The sequence below is a fragment of the Streptomyces sp. NBC_00885 genome (assembly GCF_045207475.1).
Lineage (GTDB): Bacteria > Actinomycetota > Actinomycetes > Streptomycetales > Streptomycetaceae > Streptomyces.
In genome coordinates, this window is the sequence record NZ_CP108796.1 from 7,187,303 (window position 1) to 7,205,123 (window position 17,821).

15 protein-coding genes are annotated in these 17,821 nt (G+C 69.8%); 12 read left to right on the forward strand and 3 right to left on the reverse strand.

Features of this window, described 5'->3' with window-relative positions:
* Positions 1-62: 62 nt before the first annotated feature.
* Positions 63-1,733, forward strand: a complete 1,671-nt coding sequence (locus OHA61_RS32765) for a carbohydrate binding domain-containing protein (protein WP_406306055.1) — start codon at positions 63-65, stop codon at positions 1,731-1,733.
* Between the two features lie 65 nt (positions 1,734-1,798).
* Here OHA61_RS32765 and OHA61_RS32770 read toward each other — a convergent pair whose 3' ends face one another.
* The gene (locus OHA61_RS32770) at positions 1,799-2,524 is read right to left on the reverse strand and encodes a 3'-5' exonuclease (protein WP_406306056.1); all 726 of its coding nucleotides are present in this window, start codon (positions 2,522-2,524) and stop codon (positions 1,799-1,801) included.
* Positions 2,525-2,696: 172 nt separating this feature from the next.
* Here OHA61_RS32770 and OHA61_RS32775 point away from each other — a divergent pair, with 172 nt between their 5' ends.
* The 4 genes from OHA61_RS32775 to OHA61_RS32790 all read left to right on the forward strand — a co-directional run bounded on the left by OHA61_RS32775 (position 2,697) and on the right by OHA61_RS32790 (position 7,457).
* Positions 2,697-3,293: a DUF4365 domain-containing protein gene (locus tag OHA61_RS32775; protein ID WP_406306057.1), complete on the forward strand. Its 597-nt coding sequence runs from the start codon at positions 2,697-2,699 to the stop codon at positions 3,291-3,293.
* A complete protein-coding gene (locus OHA61_RS32780; protein ID WP_406306058.1) occupies positions 3,293-4,513 on the forward strand; it encodes a hypothetical protein in 1,221 nt (406 codons plus the stop codon). The genes OHA61_RS32775 and OHA61_RS32780 overlap by 1 nt, the downstream gene beginning before the upstream one ends.
* A 304-nt stretch (positions 4,514-4,817) precedes the next feature.
* Positions 4,818-6,794: a threonine--tRNA ligase gene (thrS, locus tag OHA61_RS32785; RefSeq protein ID WP_324978465.1), complete on the forward strand. Its 1,977-nt coding sequence runs from the start codon at positions 4,818-4,820 to the stop codon at positions 6,792-6,794.
* A 102-nt stretch (positions 6,795-6,896) separates the two neighbouring features.
* On the forward strand, positions 6,897-7,457 hold the full coding sequence (locus tag OHA61_RS32790; protein ID WP_406306059.1) for an HIT family protein: 561 nt from the start codon (positions 6,897-6,899) through the stop codon (positions 7,455-7,457).
* A 37-nt stretch (positions 7,458-7,494) separates the two neighbouring features.
* On the opposite strand, the gene OHA61_RS32795 is transcribed toward OHA61_RS32790, so the two are convergent.
* On the reverse strand, positions 7,495-9,150 hold the full coding sequence (locus OHA61_RS32795; protein WP_406306060.1) for a hypothetical protein: 1,656 nt from the start codon (positions 9,148-9,150) through the stop codon (positions 7,495-7,497).
* Positions 9,151-9,314: 164 nt separating this feature from the next.
* Positions 9,315-11,519 (reverse strand): elongation factor G-like protein EF-G2, encoded by a 2,205-nt coding sequence (locus OHA61_RS32800; protein WP_406306061.1) that lies wholly within the window; start codon positions 11,517-11,519, stop codon positions 9,315-9,317.
* Positions 11,520-11,785: 266 nt separating this feature from the next.
* On the opposite strand from OHA61_RS32800, the gene pgsA reads away from it, so the two are divergent.
* The 7 genes from pgsA (at position 11,786) to OHA61_RS32835 (ending at position 17,768) form a co-directional block, all read left to right on the forward strand.
* Entirely contained in the window at positions 11,786-12,451 is a 666-nt protein-coding gene (gene pgsA, locus OHA61_RS32805) for a phosphatidylinositol phosphate synthase (RefSeq protein ID WP_324978456.1), read from the forward strand.
* Positions 12,451-13,347, forward strand: coding sequence for a phosphatidylinositol mannoside acyltransferase (locus tag OHA61_RS32810; protein WP_406306062.1), 897 nt, complete (start codon positions 12,451-12,453; stop codon positions 13,345-13,347). The genes pgsA and OHA61_RS32810 overlap by 1 nt, the downstream gene beginning before the upstream one ends.
* Positions 13,344-14,504, forward strand: a complete 1,161-nt coding sequence (locus OHA61_RS32815; protein ID WP_324978453.1) for a glycosyltransferase family 4 protein — start codon at positions 13,344-13,346, stop codon at positions 14,502-14,504. Before OHA61_RS32810 ends, OHA61_RS32815 begins: the two co-directional genes overlap by 4 nt.
* 241 nt (positions 14,505-14,745) lie before the next feature.
* Positions 14,746-15,291 carry a hypothetical protein gene (locus tag OHA61_RS32820; protein WP_324978451.1) on the forward strand — a complete coding sequence of 182 codons (546 nt, stop codon included), beginning with the start codon at positions 14,746-14,748 and terminating at the stop codon, positions 15,289-15,291.
* 147 nt (positions 15,292-15,438) lie between these two features.
* Positions 15,439-16,353, forward strand: coding sequence for a pyridoxal 5'-phosphate synthase lyase subunit PdxS (gene pdxS / locus OHA61_RS32825; protein WP_406306063.1), 915 nt, complete (start codon positions 15,439-15,441; stop codon positions 16,351-16,353).
* Complete coding sequence (pdxT, locus tag OHA61_RS32830) at positions 16,353-16,952, forward strand: pyridoxal 5'-phosphate synthase glutaminase subunit PdxT (protein WP_324978448.1); 600 nt, start codon at positions 16,353-16,355, stop codon at positions 16,950-16,952. The genes pdxS and pdxT overlap by 1 nt, the downstream gene beginning before the upstream one ends.
* A 63-nt stretch (positions 16,953-17,015) precedes the next feature.
* Positions 17,016-17,768: a YebC/PmpR family DNA-binding transcriptional regulator gene (locus OHA61_RS32835; protein ID WP_406306064.1), complete on the forward strand. Its 753-nt coding sequence runs from the start codon at positions 17,016-17,018 to the stop codon at positions 17,766-17,768.
* The last annotated feature ends 53 nt before the right edge of the window (positions 17,769-17,821 follow it).

Genomic DNA, 17,821 nt, shown 5'->3' on the forward strand with positions numbered 1-17,821 from the left:
ACCAATCGTGGCGCCGCGTCCGGTCCGAACGACCCGCCCCCACCCCTTCACCGGGAGGTCATGTGCGTATCCGAAATCGCCTACTGGCCGGACTCGGTGCGGCGCTGCTCGCCGCAGCCGCATCGCTCGCCGTGCCCGGCACGGCCCAGGCCGCCAACCTGCTCAGCAACCCCGGCTTCGAAACCGGCTCCCTGTCCGGCTGGTCCTGCACCGGCGGACTCGGCTCGGTGGTGAGCAGCCCCGTGCACAGCGGTACGAAGGCGCTCGCCGGTGCCGCGAGCGCGAGCGACAACGCCAAGTGCACCCAGACCGTCGCCGTGCAGCCCAACACCGCGTACACACTCTCGGGCTGGGTGCGCGGCAGCTATGTCTTCCTCGGCGTGACCGGCGGGACGTCCACCTGGACCCCGTCCGCGACCGGGTACACCCAGCTGTCCGTCTCGTTCACGACCGGCGCAGCACAGACCACCGCCGAGATCTACGTCAACGGCTGGTACGCGCAGGGCACTTACTACGCCGACGACATCAGCCTCGACGGTCCCGGCGGCGGAGGCGGCGGCGACACCCAGGCGCCCACCACGCCCACGAATCCGCGCTCCACCGGCAAGACCTCGTCCAGCGTCTCACTGGCCTGGAACGCGTCGACCGACAATGTCGGCGTCACCGGCTACGACGTCTACCAGGGCTCGACGAGAGCCACCACGGTGACCGGCACCAGCGCGACCGTCAGTGGCCTGGCGGCCAGCACCGCGTACAGCTTCACGGTCCGTGCCCGCGACGCGGCAGGCAATCTCTCACCGGCCTCGACTGCCGTCTCTGTGACGACCGACGCGGGCGGCGGGGGTGGCACCGGCTTCAAGCAGGCGGCCCCGTACCTCTACTTGGGCTGGGGAGACCCACCCAGTGCCACCTCGGTGATGAGCGCGACCGGCATCAAGTGGTTCACCATGGCCTTCATCCTCTCCTCCGGCGGCTGCAACCCCGCCTGGGACGGAAACCGCCCGCTCACCGGTGGCACCGACCAGTCCACCATCAACGCGATCCGTGGCGCGGGCGGCGACATCGTCCCGTCCATCGGCGGCTGGAGCGGCAACAAGCTCGGCCCGAACTGCTCGACCCCCGAGGCGCTGGCCGGCGCCTACCAGCAGGTGATCAGCGCCTATGGGCTGAAGGCCATCGACGTAGACATCGAGAACAGTGACGAGTTCGAGAACGAGGTCGTCCAGGACCGGATCCTCGGCGCGCTGAAGATCGTCAAGCAGAACAACCCCGGCCTGAAGACGATCCTCACCTTCGGCACCAGCACCACCGGCCCGACCTGGTGGGGCAGTCGGCTCATCGAGCGCGCGAACGCACTCCAGGCCGACATCGACGTCTTCACGATCATGCCGTTCGACTTCGGCGGCGGCGCCGACATGTACGGCAACACCGTCAACGCCACCGAGGGGCTCAAGACCAAGCTCAAGAGCACCTTCGGCTGGTCGGACGACACCGCCTACGCCCATATCGGCATCTCGGGCATGAACGGCCTCAGCGACCAGCAGGAACTCACCAGCCCGGCGACCTGGACCCAGATCAAGGACTGGGCCAACTCCCACCACATCGCACGGCTCGCGTACTGGTCGGTCAACCGTGACCGTCCCTGCCCCGGCGGCGGCGTGGTGAGCAACTGCTCCGGCATCAGCCAGAGCAACTGGCAATTCACCTCCATCACCGCGGGATTCACCGGCTGACGTCATCGGCCGACCAGATCGGCCGACGCGACCGGGTGGCGCCCAGATCGGGGCGCCACCCGGACTCAGGCCGCGGCGGGAAGGTCCGTACGCAGCGGCCAGTGCGGGTCCACCTCCTCCGGCGCACCACTGCGGGCGAACCACGCCTGCAGCCCGCGCGCCTGCGCCGCATGCCACACCGCCTGCAGCGTATGCAGTTCCGAGGGGGCAAGACGCTCCAGCCGAGAGGCGAAACGGCGCCCCACCGCCCGGGTGACCTCGAGCGCCGCCATCGCGTCCGCGGCCGCGTCATGGGCGCCGTCCAGCACCACCTCGTACTGGTCGCACAGGTCCGAGAGAGTACGGCGGCCCTTGCGGTAGCGGTCCAGATGCTTGTCCAGGACCCTCGGATCCAGCACGCACAGCGGGACGTTCTCCAGATACTGGGCCAGCGACGCCGTGCGATGGCGCCGCAACTCCCGGTCGAGGATGGTCAGATCGAAGGGAGCGTTCATCACCACGAGCGGGCGGGCCGCGGCGCACTGCTCGGCAAGCAGCCTTGCTATCTCCTCCACCACGGGCGCCGGCCAGCGGCCGTTGCGCTGAAGGTGATCGTCCGTCAGCCCGTGCACCTCGGTGGCTCCCGGGGGCACGGGCACCCCGGGATTGACCAGCCAGCGTGTGACGCGCGGGCGGCCGCCCGTCATGTCCTGGACGACGACCGCAGCCGAAACGATGCGGTCCTCCTCGACGTCGACTCCGGTTGTCTCAGTGTCAAATGCGGCCAGGGGGCCGTCATACCAGCGCGTCATCCCCGAACTCCTCGCACATGCGTGGCAGATGGCGTGATCCCCCTGCCCGAATCGGTGATACCCGGGCTGTTTGCGCCGTACGCCGGGCGGTGACAACACAGATGACGGGTACGCGAGTTGACGTCCCGTCCAGGGGACATCGATCGGCACAGCCCGGAAGGCACGAGGAGCCATGGCGCTCACGCAGCCTGAGTCTGGGGGTACCTCCCAGGCCGAAGGTCGAGGGGGAGGGCTGCTGCACCAGCGGACCGTACCGCTGCGCGGAGCACTCGCCACCACCGCCTGCATGGAGACGCTCCAGGTGGGCTATCTGCACGCCGTTGCCGCAGCGGCGGGCTGCTCCCTGTCGCAGCCCTTTCCGGACAACGGCATCGACTGGCATGTCAGCCACAGCTCGGCCGGTCACACCGTCGACGACGAGGTGACCATCAAGGTGCAGCTCAAGTGCACGTACCAGATCCCACCGCACCCACCGGGACCCGCGTTCTCCTTCACCCTCGACAACGACCATCTGGTGAAGCTGGCCCGCACCCCGGTGTCCGTGCACAAGATCCTCGTCGTGATGCTCGTCCCCCGGACCCAGGGCGAGTGGCTGCGCGCCAGTCACGACCGGCTCGATCTGCGGCACTGCTGCTACTGGACCAACCTGGCAGGCCACCCGGTGACGGGCAGGAGCAGGACCACTGTGCGGATCCCGACCTCGCGGATCTTCGACGACCGGGCGCTCTGCGAGATCATGACCAGGGTTGGGGCGGGAGGGAGACCTTGATGCAGCGGCCTTTCGACGAGTCGGTACGGCCCCAACCGGCGGGCGACCTGAAGGGCGCCTGGTACGGGAGCGGCGAACCGGACCCCGCCCAGGTCGACCCCGTCGTCCTCGGGGCGCTCCTGGACCGGCACGGCTGGCGGCGGCGCGGCGGAGCGGCCGGGCGCTATGCGCGCTGGACGCCGCCGGGACCCGGGGCGGGCGGTACGAGTCTGCTGGTGCCCGAGAGCAGGTCGTTCCCGGACTGCGAGGACCTGCTGGGCGAGGCGCTGACCGCGCTCGCGCGCAGCGCCGCGCCCTCGGCCCGTGAGGTGCTCGTCGGGCTGAGCGTGCCGAGCGACGAGATCCGGTGGTGGCGTGATGTGCCCCCGGGTCCTTCGGGCGCGGCTTCGTGGACCGTACAGGAGCAACTGCGGGGAGCCGCACGGCAGATGCTGATGGCCGGAGCGCTCGCGGCGCGCGGCCGCGCGGGGTACTACGGCGCGCGGCACCGGCGGCAGGCGCAGGCCTCGCTGGACGGGGTCCTGGTGGGACCGGCGCCCGGCGGGCGCAGCCTGACCGCGTTCGTGCCGGTGCAGAGCGGGCGTGCGGTCGTGGTGCGGCTGTACCACGCCTTGCAGGCGGCGCGGGAGGCGGCGGACTACCAGCGCGCGACGGGCGGGATGGAGGCGTTCGACGCCGCCGTCGAGGCGGGAGTCAGCCGCGAGCTGACGGAAGCGATCATCGCGCTGGTGCGGGGGTCCGAAGGGGCGCGGGTGGCGCTGGAGTGGTCACCCGCGGCGGGAGTCCCGGCAGGCTGCGCGCCGCGGAACGAAGCGGTCGAGTTCTCGCCGGGCGACCTGCCCGCGCTGCGCGAGGCCGGCGCCCGCTATCTCCAGGACGAGCCGTCCGTGCCGGTCCGCGTCACCGGCACGGTGGTCCGGATGCGCCGCTCCGGGCCGCGGGGGGCGGGGACGGTACGGCTGCGCGTACTGGCGGGAGTGGAGGTGCCGCACGTCCGGGTGGCACTGGACGAGGACTCCTACCGCACGGCGGGCCATGCGCACCTGGTCGGCCTGCCGATCCGGGTCGTGGGGCGCCTGGAGAGCCGAGGGGGGTTCCGGCGGCTGACGGATGCGTCGAATGTGGTTCCGGTGCAGGTGGATGAGGCGGAGCGGGACCGGCTGATGAAGTCGCTCCAGGAGAACCTGGACTTCTTCGAGGAGGCGTGTCAGGGGGAGTGAGGGGGCGGTGGTGCCGGTGCGCCTGCGGCGGGGCTGTTCCCCTGCCCGCCCTCCCCCTACGGCCTGGCGGCCGTGGGAGGTACCCCCATCCCGAACTGGGGGCAAGCCCCCAGACCTCCGTACGCGCTTCGCGCGTGTCCTCAAACGCCGGACGGGCTGAACTTCAGCCCCTCCGGCGTTTGAGGAGCGGGGGTCCGGGGGCGGAGCCCCCGGCTAACCGTTTCGCGACGGACCCCACCGGCTCGGTACGATTCGTAGCGCGCCCACTACCAACGCGGCGTCCCCCTTCAGTCAGGAGAGACCGGTGTCAGACGTCCGTGTGATCATCCAACGCGATTCCGAGCGGGAAGAGCGCGTGGTGACCACGGGCACCACGGCAGCCGACCTCTTCCCCGGCGAGCGCACTGTCATCGCCGCCCGCGTCGCCGGTGAGCTGAAGGACCTCTCGTACGAGGTCAAGGACGGCGAGGAGGTCGAGCCCGTCGAGATCTCCTCCGAGGATGGCCTGGGCATCCTGCGGCACTCCACCGCGCACGTCATGGCGCAGGCCGTGCAGGAGCTCTTCCCCGAGGCCAAGCTCGGCATCGGCCCGCCGGTCAAGGACGGCTTCTATTACGACTTCGACGTCGAGAAGCCCTTCCACCCCGATGACCTCAAGGCCATCGAGAAGAAGATGCAGGAGATCCAGAAGCGCGGCCAGCGCTTCTCGCGGCGCGTGGTCACCGATGAGGCCGCCCGCGAGGAGCTCGCCGGCGAGCCGTACAAGCTGGAGCTGATCGGGCTCAAGGGCTCCGCCTCCTCCGACGACGGTGCGAACGTCGAGGTCGGCGCCGGTGAGCTGACGATCTACGACAACCTCGACGCCAAGACCGGCGAGCTGTGCTGGAAGGACCTGTGCCGCGGTCCGCACCTGCCCAGCACCCGTAACATCCCGGCGTTCAAGCTGATGCGCAACGCCGCCGCGTACTGGCGCGGCAGCGAGAAGAACCCGATGCTGCAGCGCATCTACGGCACCGCCTGGCCCTCCAAGGAAGAGCTCAAGGCTCACCTGGAGTTCCTCGCCGAGGCGGAGAAGCGCGACCACCGCAAGCTGGGCAACGAGCTGGACCTGTTCTCCATCCCGGACCAGATCGGTTCCGGTCTCGCGGTCTTCCACCCCAAGGGCGGTGTCGTACGCCGGGTCATGGAGGACTACTCCCGCAAGCGGCACGAGGAGGAGGGGTACGAGTTCGTCTACACCCCCCACGCCACCAAGGGGAAGCTCTTCGAGACCTCGGGTCACCTGGACTGGTACGCCGAGGGCATGTACCCGCCCATGCAGCTCGACGAGGGCACGGACTACTACCTCAAGCCCATGAACTGCCCGATGCACAACCTGATCTTCGATGCGCGCGGCCGCTCCTACCGTGAACTGCCGCTGCGTCTCTTCGAGTTCGGGACCGTGTACCGCTACGAGAAGTCGGGCGTCGTGCACGGCCTGACCCGGGCCCGCGGCTTCACCCAGGACGACGCGCACATCTACTGCACCAAGGAGCAGATGGCGGACGAGCTCGACTCGACGCTGACCTTCGTGCTGAACCTGCTGCGCGACTACGGCCTCACCGACTTCTATCTTGAGCTGTCCACCAAGGACCCGGAGAAGTTCGTCGGCTCCGACGAGATCTGGGAGGAGGCGACCGAGACGCTGCGCAAGGTCGCCGAGAAGCAGGGCCTCCCGCTGGTCCCCGACCCGGGCGGCGCCGCGTTCTACGGGCCGAAGATCTCCGTGCAGGCCAAGGACGCCATCGGCCGTACCTGGCAGATGTCCACCGTCCAGCTCGACTTCAACCTGCCGGAGCGCTTCGACCTGGAGTACACCGGTCCCGACGGCACCAAGCAGCGCCCGGTCATGATCCACCGCGCACTGTTCGGCTCGATCGAGCGGTTCTTCGCGGTGCTGCTGGAGCACTACGCGGGCGCGTTCCCGGCCTGGCTCGCGCCGGTCCAGGCGCTCGGCATTCCGATCGGCGACGCGCACATCCCCTACCTGCAGGAGTTCGCCGCCAAGGCGAAGACCAAGGGGCTGCGGGTCGAGGTGGACGCCTCCTCGGACCGCATGCAGAAGAAGATCCGCAACGCGCAGAAGCAGAAGGTGCCCTTCATGGTCATCGCGGGCGACGAGGACATGGCGGCCGGCGCGGTCTCCTTCCGCTACCGCGACGGCTCGCAGGAGAACGGCATCCCGGTCGACGAGGCCATCGCGAAGATCGCGAAGGTCGTCGAGGAGCGCGTCCAGCTCTGATGTCCGCCGCCCGCGCGGCAGTGGGCACGCACACCGTACGAGACCCCCGCAGCGCGATCGGCGCTGCGGGGGTCTCCCGTCTGCGCGGCCGGGCGAAGTCATATGCTGCACAGCATGACGCTTGAGCCGGAGCAGCAGATCGGAGTCGGGACGCAGGATGCGTTCCAGCGCCTGTGGACACCCCACCGCATGGCGTACATCCAGGGAGAGAACAAGCCGACCGGTCCGGGGGCCGACGACGGCTGTCCCTTCTGCGTGATCCCCTCCACGTCGGACGAGGACGGGCTCGTCATCGCCCGCGGCTCGCACGTCTACGCGGTGCTCAACCTCTACCCGTACAACGGCGGGCATCTGATGGTCGTGCCCTACCGTCATGTCGCCGACTACACCGAACTGGACGACGCGGAGACCGCCGAGCTCGCGCTGTTCACCAAGCACGCGATGACCGCGCTGCGCAAGGCGTCGGGCGCGCACGGCTTCAACATCGGAATGAACCAGGGCACGGTCGCGGGCGCCGGGATCGCCGCGCATCTGCACCAGCACGTCGTGCCGCGATGGGGCGGGGACACCAACTTCATGCCGGTCGTCGGGCACACGAAGGTGCTGCCGCAGCTGCTCGCCGACACCCGCAAGATGTTGGCGGAGGCCTGGCCCGCCTCCTGAAGGGGCGGGCCGCTCCCACGCGTCGTACGGGCCGCTCCTACGCGTCGTAGAGGTCGGCCTTGCGGGGCGAGGGGTCCTGGACGAAGCCGCTCACGATCATGGAGCGGTTGCCGAAGCGCTCGGTGTCCACGCCGTTCTCCTCGAGCACCTTCATCGCCGCCGCGTGCGTCACGCGCAGGACGGGCGTCGCCGCACGCATCGCGTCGTCCGCCATGAAGCGGTGCCGCCAGGGCTTCTCGGCCCAGGCGTGGCGCAGCCCGAAGGGCTCGGGGAGCACCAGCTTGCCGCCGAGGAAGTCGAGCAGCGGCGGATACCAGGTGAAGGGCGCCCGCACCGCGAGCCGCACCACCTCGGGCGTCTCCACCAGCGGCAGCGCCCGGTCGACGGTCTCCCAGAAGCGGACCGTCTTGGCGACCGTGACGGTCTTGGGTGCGGGCTTGGTGGTGAACAGCGAGTGCACCGGGCCGAGCGCGTGCCCGGTCACCTCGACGCGCAGCGTCTCGTGGAGCACGGTCACGGTGATCATCATGGTGATCACCAACTGGCCGTCCCAGAGCGTGAACTGCACGCCCAGATAGTGGCGGTTCCCGCCGCCGAACTGCTGGTGATTGCAGATCCGCTGTATCTCGTGGCCCTTGACCTGGAAGGTCTCCACGTCCTGGCCTTCCGGCCGGGACACCTCTCCGGCGTTCTCACCGACCGGCGCCACGATCCAGTGCTTGACCGAGGGAGTGGGGAAGCCGCCGGAGTTCAGCGGGCCGCGCTCCAGCATCTTCAGCTTGTCGTGGACCGCTCGTATCACGTCCCAGCTGCGGAACTGGTTGATGTCCTTGCCGGCCTCCTTCGAGACCAGCTCCTCGGCCATCTGCCAGCTCCCCCAGCGGGTGCCCATGCCGAGTATGCCCTTGGGGCCCGCGTAGAAGACCGCGTTGGACTGCTGCTCGGCGGTGAGCTTCTCAAGTCCCTGGCGCAGTTGCTCGCGCGCGGTCTCATTGGGGTGACCGGGGACCGCCTCGGGGACCTTGGCGCCGAGACCGCCGCCCGACAGCAGGCTGTCCCAGCGGGCGCGCAGATCCTTGGCCGTGGACTCGCAGATCCGCTTGGCCAGTACCCAGCCGATGACCGGCGCCACGATCATGCCGCGGATGTAGTAGCCGAGCAGCCCGCCGAACGGCAGCTTGATCAGGAAGATCACGGCCAGGCCGCCGATGCCGACGAGCAGCAGGGTGCCGAGGGCCCCCGCCCGCTTGTTGGATGCCCCCGCGATCGTCCGCCGGAGCTGGAACACGACCAGCCAGAGCAGCAGTCCGGGCAGGAAGAGCAGCCCGAAGACAGCCATCACACCGGTGAGTCTGGCGTCGCGCTCCTTGCGGATCCGGGTGGCGGCCAGGCAGTGCTCGACCACCGCCTGCGGCTCCGTGCCGAAGGACTGGATCAGCGCCTTGCGTGCGCCGCCGAGCATCCGCAGCTGCACCGCCCGCGAGAACGCCTCGCCCAGATTCGGCTCGAACAGCGAGAACTTCCCCGGCTTCACCTCCGACTTGTGCCACTCGCTGTTGGCCTTGAGCAGGTCCTTGACCGGGCTGTCGCGGTACGCGGCGGAGGCGAGCGCATGCGTCGCCGCCGTCTGTCCGGCCGAGCCCAGGAGCGGGACCTGTGCCCCGGGAGTGAAATCGAAAGCGTCGTTTGCCACTACCGCCCCCATCGCCGCAAGCATCCGCACTGCGGCCTGTTCCCAACTACCGCGCCCCGCACACCTTCTGAGCTGGGGCACTACAGCGTATCGGGGGCGCACGGCCCACGTCACAGGTTTGAAGTGCCGCCCGCCCCACAGCGGTCGGCGGGCGGCACCCTCAACTATGCGCCGTGCTCGGCCTGTTCGCGGATCTTGTCGGCCAGCTGCGGCGGCATGGCCTCATGCCGGGCGTAGGAGCGGCTGAACTGCCCGGTGCCGTGCGAGATCGACCGCAGGTCCACCGCGTACCGCCCGATCTCGATCTCCGGCACCTCGGCCCGTACGAGCGTGCGCCCCCCGCCCGCCTGCTCGGTGCCCACCACCCGGCCGCGCCGCCCCGACAGATCGCTCATCACCGGACCCACGTACTCGTCCGAGACCAGCACCCGCACCTCGGCCACCGGCTCCAGCAGATGGATGCGCGCATCGCCCGCCGCCTCCCGCAGCGCGAGCGCGCCCGCCGTCTGGAAGGCCGCGTCGGAGGAGTCCACCGAGTGCGCCTTGCCGTCCAGCAGCGTGATCCGTACGTCGACGAGCGGATATCCGGCCGCGACCCCGCGCGCCGCCTGCGCGCGTGCGCCCTTCTCGACGGACGGGATGAACTGCCGCGGCACCGCGCCGCCCACCACCTTGTCGACGAACTCGATCCCGGAGCCCGCCGGCAGCGGATCCACCTCGATCTCGCAGATCGCGTACTGGCCGTGCCCGCCGGACTGTTTCACATGCCGCCCGCGTCCCGCCGACCGCTCGCCGAAGGTCTCCCGCAGCGACACCTTGTGCGGTACGACGTCGACCTGGACGCCGTAGCGGTTGCGCAGCCGCTCCAGCGCGACATCCGCGTGGGCCTCACCGAGGCACCACAGCACCACCTGGTGGGTCGCCTGGTTCTGTTCGAGACGCATCGTCGGATCCTCGGCGACCAGTCGCGAAAGCCCCTGGGAGAGCTTGTCCTCGTCCGGCTTGCTGTGCGCCTGGATGGCCAGCGGCAGCAGCGGATCGGGCATCGTCCACGGCTCCATCAGCAGTGGGTCGTCCTTCGCCGAGAGCGTGTCCCCGGTCTCCGCCCTGACCAGCTTGGCCACACAGGCGAGATCTCCGGCGATGACGTGGCCGAGCGGGCGCTGCTGCTTGCCGAAGGGCGCGGAGAGCGCGCCGACGCGCTCGTCGACGTCATGGTCCTCATGTCCGCGGTCGGACAGACCGTGCCCGGACACATGGACGGTCTCGTCGGGGCGCAGGGTGCCGGAGAAGACCCGTACGAGCGAGATCCGGCCGACATAGGGGTCGGACGCGGTCTTGACCACCTCGGCCACCAGCGGACCGTCCGGGTCGCAGCTCACCTGCGGGCGCGGCGCGCCCTGCGGGGTGGTCACGGAGGGGGCGGTGGTCTCCAGCGGGGTCGGGAAGCCGCCGGTGATGAGTTCGAGAAGCTCGACCGTGCCGAGCCCCTGCTTGGCACCCTCGGGGGCGGGGGCCGCGGCCAGCACCGGGTGGAAGATGCCGCGCGCCACGGCCTTCTCCAGGTCCCCGATCAGCGTCTTGAGGTCGATCTCGCCGCCGCCGAGGTAGTGGTCCATGAGGGTCTCGTCCTCGCTCTCGGCGATGATCCCTTCGATCAGCCGGTTGCGGGCCTCCTCGATCAGCGGTGTCTGTGCCGGATCGGGCTCGGTCTCCTTCCGTTCGCCGGAGGAGTAGTCGAAGATCTTCTGGGACAGCAGTCCGACGAGGCCGGTGACCGGGGCGTGCCCGTCGGGATTCTGCGCCCCGTACTGCGGCAGATACAGCGGCAGTACGGCGTCGGGGTCGTCTCCGCCGAAGATGTTCCCGCAGACCCGGGTCAGCTCCTCGAAGTCGGTCCGCGCTGTCTCCAGATGCGTGACGACGATCGCGCGCGGCATTCCGACCGCCGCGCACTCCTCCCACACCATCCGGGTCGCGCCGGCGATCGCGTCGGCCTCCTGCGCGGCCGAGACAACGAAAAGGGCCGCGTCCGCGGCTCGCAGACCGGCCCTGAGCTCCCCGACGAAGTCGGCATATCCGGGAGTGTCCAGGAGATTGATTTTGTACCCGCCCCATTCGAGGGGGACCAGGGACAGCTGGACGGAACGTTGCTGCCGGTGCTCGATCTCGTCGTAGTCCGAGACCGTCCCGCCGTCCTCGACCCGGCCCGCGCGGTTGACCGCTCCCGCGGTCAGCGCCAGGGCCTCGATCAATGTTGTTTTTCCCGATCCGCTGTGGCCGACCAGCACCACGTTCCGTACGGATGAGGGCTGGTCGGCCGTAGCTGCCCTGCCGGCGGCTCCGGGGTGTGCGTTCTTGTCGCCCATGATCTTGCCTCCCGATCGATTGCCCGGTGAGGAGAGTGGGGCCGCGGGCGCGGGGAGCCATGAGGGAGGTCCCGGACGGCGTCCGGGGGCAGCTCCGGCGATGCCCGCGGTCGTCTTTCGAGCTTTCCACTCCCGTCAGGTTGCGTCCATACGTCGTACGCGACGGCGGGAGGCGGGTGTGCCTCGGTGGAGCACGCGGGGCCTGGCTACGATGGGCCAGCCGGTGGCCATTGGGGCCACTCGGCCCACCGACCCTCGGGAAGGCCATGCTGAACAAGTACGCGCGTGCATTTTTTACGCGTGTCCTCACACCGTTCGCCGCGTTTCTGCTCCGCCGAGGGGTGAGCCCCGACGCGGTCACCCTCATCGGCACGGCCGGAGTGATGGCGGGTGCGCTGGTCTTCTTCCCCAGGGGAGAGTTCTTCTGGGGCACGATCGTCATCACCTCCTTCGTCTTCTCCGACCTCGTCGACGGCAACATGGCGCGGCAGGCGGGGGTTTCGAGCCGGTGGGGAGCCTTCCTGGACTCGACGCTCGACCGGGTCGCGGACAGCGCGATCTTCGGCGGATTCGCGCTCTGGTACGCGGGCACGGGGGACGACAATGTGATGTGTGCCGTCGCCATCTTCTGTCTGGCGAGCGGCCAGGTCGTCTCGTACACCAAGGCGCGCGGGGAATCGATCGGTCTTCCGGTCGCCGTCAACGGGCTGATCGAGCGGGCCGAGCGACTGGTGATCTCATTGGTCGCCGCCGGGCTCGCGGGTCTGCACACCTTCGGGGTGCCGGGGATCGAGGTACTGCTGCCGATCGCGCTGTGGATCGTGGCCGTCGGCAGCCTGGTCACGCTCGGGCAGCGGGTCGTGACGGTACGGCGGGAGTCCGCGGAGGCCGACGCCGCCGCGGCGCAGGGGAACGAGGCTGAGGCGACGTGATGCGGGAGCGGCTGACCGACGGGCTGTACGGCCTGGGCTGGAGCACGGTCAAGAAGCTGCCCGAGCCGGCGGCCGCCGCGCTCGGCCGCACCATCGCGGACATCGCGTGGAAGCGGCGCGGCAAGAGCGTGCTGCGGCTGGAGTCCAACCTCGCCCGCGTCGTGCCCGACGCGGGCCCCGAGCGCCTCGCCGAGCTGTCGAAGGCCGGTATGCGCTCGTACATGCGGTACTGGATGGAGTCCTTCCGGCTGCCCACCTGGAGCGCCGAGCGCGTCACCGACAACGTCCAGATCAAGGACTCCCATTATCTGACGGACGGCCTCGCCTCGGGCCGAGGAGTGATCCTCGCGCTGCCGCACCTGGCGAACTGGGACCTCGCGGGCGTGTGGGTGACCAGAAGCCTGGGCGTTCCCTTCACCACGGTCGCCGAGCGGCTCAAGCCCGAGACGCTGTACGACCGGTTCGTCGCCTACCGCGAGAGCCTCGGCATGGAGGTGCTGCCGCACACGGGCGGCTCCGCCTTCGGCACGCTGGCCCGGCGGCTGCGTTCCGGCGGCCTGGTCTGCCTGGTCGCCGACCGTGATCTGTCGGCATCGGGTGTCGAGGTGAAGTACTTCGGCGAGAGCGCCCGGATGCCGGCCGGGCCGGCGATGCTGGCCCAGCAGACCGGCGCGCTGCTGCTGCCGGTGACGCTGTGGTACGACGAAGCGCCGCTTATGCGGGGGCAGATCCACCCGCCTGTGGAGGTGCCCGAGACAGGTACCAAGGACGAGAAGACGTCGCTGATGACACAGGCGCTGGCCGACGCCTACGCCACGGGAATCGCCGAGCACCCGGAGGACTGGCACATGCTGCAGCGGCTGTGGCTCGCGGACCTCGAGGAGCGGCCGCTGTGAAGATCGGCATCGTCTGCCCGTACTCCTGGGACGTACCGGGTGGCGTCCAATTCCACATCAGAGACCTGGCGGAACATCTGATCCGGCTCGGCCACGACGTGTCGGTGCTGGCACCGGCGGACGACGAGACACCTCTGCCGTCGTACGTGGTCTCGGCGGGGCGGGCCGTTCCGGTCCCGTACAACGGCTCGGTGGCCAGGCTCAACTTCGGCTTTCTGTCCGCCGCGCGGGTACGGCGCTGGCTGCACGACGGCACCTTCGACGTCATCCACATCCACGAGCCGACGTCGCCGTCACTGGGCCTGCTCAGCTGCTGGGCCGCGCAGGGCCCGATCGTGGCCACCTTCCACACCTCGAACCCGCGCTCCCGCGCCATGATCGCGGCGTATCCGATCCTGCAGCCCGCACTGGAGAAGATCAGCGCCCGGATCGCGGTCAGCGAGTACGCCCGGCGGACCCTGGTCGAGCACCTGGGCGGCGACGCGGTCGTCATCCCGAACGGCGTCGACGTCGGCTTCTTCGACAAGGCCGAGCCGAAGGCCGAGTGGCAGGGCGACACGATCGGCTTCATAGGGCGCATCGACGAGCCCCGCAAGGGCCTGCCGGTGCTGATGAAGGCCCTGCCCAAGATCCTCGCGGAGCGGCCGGCGACCAGACTGCTGGTGGCCGGGCGGGGCGACGAGGAGGAAGCCGTCGCGTCACTGCCCGTCGACATGCGGCGGCAGGTGGAGTTCCTCGGCATGGTCAGCGACGAGGACAAGGCACGGCTGCTGCGGAGCGTCGACGTGTACGTGGCGCCCAACACCGGCGGGGAGAGCTTCGGCATCATCCTCGTCGAGGCGATGTCGGCGGGCGCGCCGGTGCTCGCCTCGGACCTGGACGCCTTCGCCCAGGTCCTGGACCAGGGCGCGGCCGGCGAACTCTTCGCCAACGAGGACGCGGACGCCCTGGCCACGGCGGCGATCGGCCTCCTGGGCGACCCGGTCCGCCGGGAGGAACTGCGCGCCCGGGGCAGCGCGCACGTACGCCGCTTCGACTGGTCGACGGTCGGGGCGGACATCCTGGCGGTCTACGAGACGGTGACGGACGGGGCGGCGTCGGTGGCGGCGGACGAGAGGTCGGGGTTCCGGGCGAGGTTCGGGCTGGCGCGGGACTGAGTTTTCCCCGACCCGCCCCTTCCCGAACTGGGGGCAAGCCCCCAGACCCCGCCGGGGCTTCGCCCCGGACCCCGTATGCGACCTTCGGCCGCATGTCCTCAAACGCCGGACGGGCTGAATGTGCGGCCCTGCCGCACATCTCAGCCCCGCCGGCGTTTGAGGCGCGGGGGTCCGGGGGCAGCGCCCCCGGTTGAACAGCCCCGCCGCAGGCGACACGCCGCCACCGGTAGCCTTGCCGCCCGTGACCGTAACCCTCATCTGGATCGTCGTCGCCCTCGTCGCGATCGGCCTGTATCTGAGCTGGACCGCCGGACGGCTCGACCGGCTGCACTCCCGTATCGACGCCGCCCGCGCCGCGCTCGACGCCCAGTTGTTGCGCCGCGCCTCGGTCACCCAGGAGCTCGCCACCTCCGGCGTGCTCGATCCGGCCGCGTCGATCGTGCTGTACGAGGCCGCGCACGCCGCCCGCCAGGCGGAGGAGGAGCAGCGCGAGGTCGCCGAGAGCGAGCTCAGTGCCGCGCTGCGGGCCGTCTTCGGCGAGGCCGCGCAGGTCGAGGCCGTACGCGCGGTCCCGGGCGGCGAGGATGCCGCGGGCGAGCTTGCCCAGGCCGTACGCCGCGTCCCGATGGCGCGCCGCTTCCACAACGACGCCGTACGCGCGGCCCGCGCCCTGCGCCGGCACCGCAAGGTCCGCTGGTTCCGGCTGGCCGGCCACGCGCCGTTCCCGCTGGCCTTCGAGATGGACGACGAGCCCCCGGTCGCCCTGGCGGACCGCCCCGGCACATGACCGGCACCTGAGCGACCCGCACCTGAGCGACCCGCACCTGACCTTCGAAAACGATCCACCGGCTGTTCATTGGCCCTTGCAGTGGACTGGTCCACGCATGTTCCATCGGTGAGGCACTACAACGTCGTCTCCGAGTGAGGTCCATCCGTGTCCAGCACGCTTCCCACCATCCCGCAGGCCCCCGAGACCGGCACCGCGCGCGTCAAGCGCGGCATGGCCGAGCAGCTCAAGGGCGGTGTGATCATGGATGTGGTCAACGCCGAGCAGGCGAAGATAGCCGAGGACGCGGGCGCCGTGGCCGTCATGGCCCTGGAGCGGGTCCCCGCCGACATCCGCAAGGACGGCGGCGTGGCCCGGATGTCCGACCCCAACATGATCGAAGAGATCATCGAGGCCGTCTCCATCCCGGTCATGGCCAAGTCCCGGATCGGCCACTTCGTCGAGGCCCAGGTGCTGCAGTCCCTCGGCGTCGACTACATCGACGAGTCCGAGGTGCTGACCCCGGCCGACGAGGTCAACCACTCCGACAAGTGGGCCTTCACCACCCCCTTCGTGTGTGGCGCCACCAACCTGGGCGAGGCCCTGCGCCGCATCGCCGAGGGCGCGGCCATGATCCGCTCCAAGGGCGAGGCCGGCACCGGCAACGTCGTCGAGGCCGTCCGCCACCTGCGCCAGATCAAGAACGAGATCGCCAAGCTGCGCGGCTTCGACAACAACGAGCTGTACGCCGCCGCCAAGGAGCTCCGCGCCCCGTACGAGCTGGTCAAGGAGGTCTCCGAGCTGGGCAAGCTGCCGGTGGTCCTCTTCTCCGCCGGTGGCGTCGCCACCCCCGCCGACGCCGCGCTGATGCGCCAGCTCGGCGCCGAGGGCGTCTTCGTCGGCTCCGGCATCTTCAAGTCGGGCGACCCTGCCAAGCGCGCCGCGGCCATCGTGAAGGCCACCACCTTCTACGACGACCCCAAGATCATCGCGGACGCCTCCCGCAACCTCGGTGAGGCCATGGTCGGCATCAACTGCGACACCCTGCCGGAGACCGAGCGCTACGCGAACCGAGGCTGGTAATGACCACTCCCGGCTCCCCTGTGATCGGAGTTCTGGCTCTGCAGGGCGACGTACGGGAGCACCTGATCGCCCTGGCCGCGGCTGACGCCGTGGCCAGGCCGGTGAGGCGCCCCGAGGAGCTCGCCGAGGTCGACGGCCTTGTCATCCCCGGCGGCGAGTCCACCACCATGTCCAAGCTTGCGGTTCTCTTCGGCATGATGGAGCCGCTGCGCGAGCGGATCGCCACCGGCATGCCCGTCTACGGCACCTGCGCCGGTCTGATCATGGTCGCCGACAAGATCCTCGACCCGCGTTCGGGCCAGGAGACGCTCGGCGGCATCGACATGATCGTCCGCCGCAACGCCTTCGGCCGGCAGAACGAGTCCTTCGAGGCGGCCGTCGAGGTCGCGGGTGTGGACGGTGGACCGGTCGAGGGTGTCTTCATCCGCGCCCCCTGGGTGGAGTCGGTCGGCGCCCAGGCCGAGGTTCTCGCCGAGCACGGCGGCCACATCGTCGCCGTACGGCAGGGCAATGTCCTGGCCACTTCGTTCCACCCTGAACTCACCGGCGATCACCGGGTGCACGGTCTGTTTGTGGACATGGTGCGCGCCGCCCAGTGACGTCGTCCCGGTAGGATCTCTGCCGAACGCAGCAGGAATGGGTTACGCGAAGGAGACAGGCAGATGTCCGGCCACTCTAAATGGGCTACGACGAAGCACAAGAAGGCCGTGATCGATGCCAAGCGCGGCAAGCTCTTCGCGAAGCTGATCAAGAACATCGAGGTCGCGGCCCGCACCGGCGGCGCCGATGTCGAGGGCAACCCGACCCTCTTCGACGCCATCCAGAAGGCGAAGAAGAGCTCGGTCCCGAACAAGAACATCGACTCCGCCGTCAAGCGCGGCGCCGGTCTCGAGGCCGGTGGCGCCGACTACGAGACGATCATGTACGAGGGCTACGGCCCCAACGGCGTCGCGGTGCTCATCGAGTGCCTCACGGACAACCGCAACCGCGCGGCCTCCGACGTCCGCGTCGCGATGACCCGCAACGGCGGCTCGATGGCCGACCCCGGCTCGGTCTCGTACCTCTTCAACCGCAAGGGCGTTGTCCTCGTCCCCAAGGGTGAGCTCGCCGAGGACGACGTGCTCGGTGCCGTCCTCGACGCGGGCGCCGAAGAGGTCAACGACCTCGGTGAGTCCTTCGAGGTGCTCAGCGAGGCCACCGACCTGGTCGCGGTGCGCACCGCGCTCCAGGAGGCCGGCATCGACTACGACTCGGCCGAGGCCAACTTCGTCCCGACCATGCAGGTCGAGCTGGAGGAAGAGGGCGCACGAAAGATCTTCAAGCTGATCGACGCGCTCGAGGACAGCGACGACGTGCAGAACGTCTTCGCCAACTTCGATGTCTCGGACGAGATCATGGAGAAGGTCGACGCCTGACAGGCAGTCAAACGGCGGGCCGACGGGACACACCCCGTCGGCCCGCCGCTTTG

Coding starts and splice junctions, on each gene's coding strand:
- OHA61_RS32800 (WP_406306061.1), bottom strand. CDS start 11,519: ATGGGCGACAAGAACGCACACCCCGGAGCCGCCGGCAGGGCAGCTACG.
- OHA61_RS32775 (WP_406306057.1), top strand. CDS start 2,697: ATGGCGCTCACGCAGCCTGAGTCTGGGGGTACCTCCCAGGCCGAAGGT.
- pgsA (WP_324978456.1), top strand. CDS start 11,786: ATGCTGAACAAGTACGCGCGTGCATTTTTTACGCGTGTCCTCACACCG.
- pdxT (WP_324978448.1), top strand. CDS start 16,353: ATGACCACTCCCGGCTCCCCTGTGATCGGAGTTCTGGCTCTGCAGGGC.
- OHA61_RS32835 (WP_406306064.1), top strand. CDS start 17,016: ATGTCCGGCCACTCTAAATGGGCTACGACGAAGCACAAGAAGGCCGTG.
- OHA61_RS32770 (WP_406306056.1), bottom strand. CDS start 2,524: ATGACGCGCTGGTATGACGGCCCCCTGGCCGCATTTGACACTGAGACA.
- OHA61_RS32780 (WP_406306058.1), top strand. CDS start 3,293: ATGCAGCGGCCTTTCGACGAGTCGGTACGGCCCCAACCGGCGGGCGAC.
- OHA61_RS32790 (WP_406306059.1), top strand. CDS start 6,897: ATGCTGCACAGCATGACGCTTGAGCCGGAGCAGCAGATCGGAGTCGGG.
- OHA61_RS32810 (WP_406306062.1), top strand. CDS start 12,451: ATGCGGGAGCGGCTGACCGACGGGCTGTACGGCCTGGGCTGGAGCACG.